This window comes from Mesorhizobium sp. M7A.F.Ca.MR.148.00.0.0, from assembly GCF_003997735.1.
GTDB lineage: Bacteria > Pseudomonadota > Alphaproteobacteria > Rhizobiales > Rhizobiaceae > Mesorhizobium.
In genome coordinates this window covers 1-2098 of sequence record NZ_RZTB01000235.1, presented here as the reverse complement: position 1 = coordinate 2098, position 2098 = coordinate 1, and the positions used below count along the sequence as shown (strand labels likewise).

The 2098-nt window shown below is 58.4% G+C and carries 3 protein-coding genes; 2 read left to right on the top strand and 1 reads right to left on the bottom strand.

Going from position 1 to position 2098, the window contains the following annotated elements; all coding sequences use genetic code 11:
* The first annotated feature begins 68 nt into the window (after window positions 1–68).
* Complete coding sequence (locus EOB49_RS33410) at window positions 69–296, top strand: hypothetical protein (protein ID WP_206526182.1); 228 nt, start codon at window positions 69–71, stop codon at window positions 294–296.
* A 238-nt stretch (window positions 297–534) separates the two neighbouring features.
* On the opposite strand, the gene EOB49_RS33405 is transcribed toward EOB49_RS33410, so the two are convergent.
* Window positions 535–951, bottom strand: coding sequence for a hypothetical protein (locus EOB49_RS33405; RefSeq protein WP_063169404.1), 417 nt, complete (start codon window positions 949–951; stop codon window positions 535–537).
* Between the two features lie 697 nt (window positions 952–1648).
* Between EOB49_RS33405 and EOB49_RS33400 the strand changes: the two genes are divergently transcribed.
* Window positions 1649–1924 (top strand): hypothetical protein, encoded by a 276-nt coding sequence (locus tag EOB49_RS33400; RefSeq protein ID WP_063169403.1) that lies wholly within the window; start codon window positions 1649–1651, stop codon window positions 1922–1924.
* The last annotated feature ends 174 nt before the right edge of the window (window positions 1925–2098 follow it).

Genomic DNA, 2098 nt, shown 5'->3' with positions numbered 1-2098 from the left:
GAGCAGACACAGTGAGACCAATCCTAGCCGCGGAGCCCTCGAACGCCCCCAACCGGAATGCATTGTCCATGAAAGCGAAACCGTCGCTTGCGATTCAATTTCTGGCGCTGATCCTCGGGACCTCCGCGCTGGCCCACCATCTGGGCGCCGATCTCGACAAGATGAGGGACAGCGCGGAGAGGTTCTTCCAGGCGATCGACGAGCAGGCCGCGCCGCCTTTCGAACTGGCCGACGCGGACGGAAGGGCCGTCCGCCTTCCGATCTCTCCGACAAGATCGTGGTGCTCTACTTCATGACGAGGTAACCTTGGAAGAAGAAGGCGACGGCCACTGGCGGCAGGATGGCAAGCACGCTGGCCGCAAAAAGCGGCCCATACTCATAGAAGCGGGCCGGTTCTGTCGCAAATCGTGCTTTTGGCCACAACTGGACGCTTTCGCGCGCTTATGGACCAGCTCACATGACAGGGCTCGACGTGCCCCGGGGTGGCGCCCTACTTCCACGCTCGCACTGTCACACTCCCGCCGAAAGGCGGGTTTAGTGAGTTATGGCAGTGACTGTGCCACCAGTCCAAACGTCGAGTTTCGCGGCAACTTCGACGCTTTCCTTAGCTGACTTGCCCAAAACCAGCGCGGCCAAAGCATACTGCTTGCCGCTCCCGATGGCATAATATTCACCTTTCACGGGATCACTTGGCAGCCAATTGCCGTCCAACAATACGGCTTCCCCATTTTTGCGCACTATCAGCGCCTCAAATTCAAAATTGTCGTCGTTGCGCGGCACAGGAATATCAGAAACATCCATGCCCTTCTCAACCCAGTCTCGAACGGCCTTTGGAATACCCAAGGACGAAGAGGAAACGCCGATGAGTGTGCCGTCGCATAAGCGAAACACCTTCGTTTTCTCACCGACGGATACTGAGTCAAAACCCAAGGCTCGGCCGTCGCCAGCCATGGTTCCGTTCCTGTAAGCTATTGTTGTCATTGGCACCCTTCTATCGCTGCATCAAACTTCAGGACCTTGCGCATGTCCCCTGTGTCAAGGTCACTGACCGACGGCCTATTTGCCTGATACACGATACAGGCTGCGCTCCTTGAGTTCGCGCACGGGTGGCCGTCATCTTGCCGCCTTCGCGCAATGCCTTGAACAGGCCGAGTCTGTCCCCCAGCGGGAATGACAACCACCTCCATGTCGTTGAAACGCAGGAAATCCGTCACTTTGCCTCGTCGGTAACGGGCGGAGCCGGAGCGGTCGTCACCGGGCAAGCGCGGTCGCAGTAGGTATCCTGGGCAGCCCGTCAGACATGGATGGCTTCGGTTGTGTCATGCGACTTCTTGTTGGTCGGTCACGTGTTTCCGGATAACCAGCATGCGCTGTGCCAAATGAGAAAACCATTTAAAGTCAATCCAGCAGATCTGACTGTATTCCGACATTGTCGGAAATTGGACATCGCCGAACGCGGGCGCTCGGGGCTTGTGATGATACTTGGGCGTGCTGCTTCGGAGGAGGGATGCGCCTCGTACCGGCCGCGAAGCCTTCCTGCATTTAAGGCGCCAGATCAATTGAACGCGATGCCGGGCAGCGTCGCAGCGGCTAAGCCAGCCACTCGCATTGCTCCCTGACAGGATGGTGCCGATCCTGCTGAGATCGCATGCTGGCGCGACGTTGCTTTGCGGCCACCGTCGCGCCTGCCCGTGAACTGTTCGCGCCTGTGCTCATGCTCGCCTTGACACCCTCGATGGGTCCATCCGGGATGGTCAACCATCCGGAACATAGCGGGCAGGCGGGCATCTTCACCAGCAGTCTCTGTGTCGCTCTCGTGGCGGCAAACAAGATCGAGGCTGGCGGGGTGATGATCAACGGTCCTCGAACCATCGATTTTGATCGCGGTGGCCGTTCAGTGCGTTCAAGCACGAGGCGCCGTTAGACGGCACCGCAGCATCATAGCGAAGTGCCATGCAGGACGACTCCCTGCAGCATCGTCTCGCGCAGCCAAACACTTGCCGGATCACTGTTGTGAACGGCCGGGCGTTTGACGGCCTGTGACGCGAAAAGGCAACGGAAGATCTAGCATTTATGGGGGAAATGTTTTTTCGGAGTG

Excerpts from the sequence above, each read along its gene's own strand:
- EOB49_RS33410 (WP_206526182.1), top strand. The coding sequence starts at position 69 with ATGAAAGCGAAACCGTCGCTTGCGATTCAATTTCTGGCGCTGATCCTC.
- EOB49_RS33405 (WP_063169404.1), bottom strand. The coding sequence starts at position 951 with ATGGCTGGCGACGGCCGAGCCTTGGGTTTTGACTCAGTATCCGTCGGT.
- EOB49_RS33400 (WP_063169403.1), top strand. The coding sequence starts at position 1,649 with ATGCTGGCGCGACGTTGCTTTGCGGCCACCGTCGCGCCTGCCCGTGAA.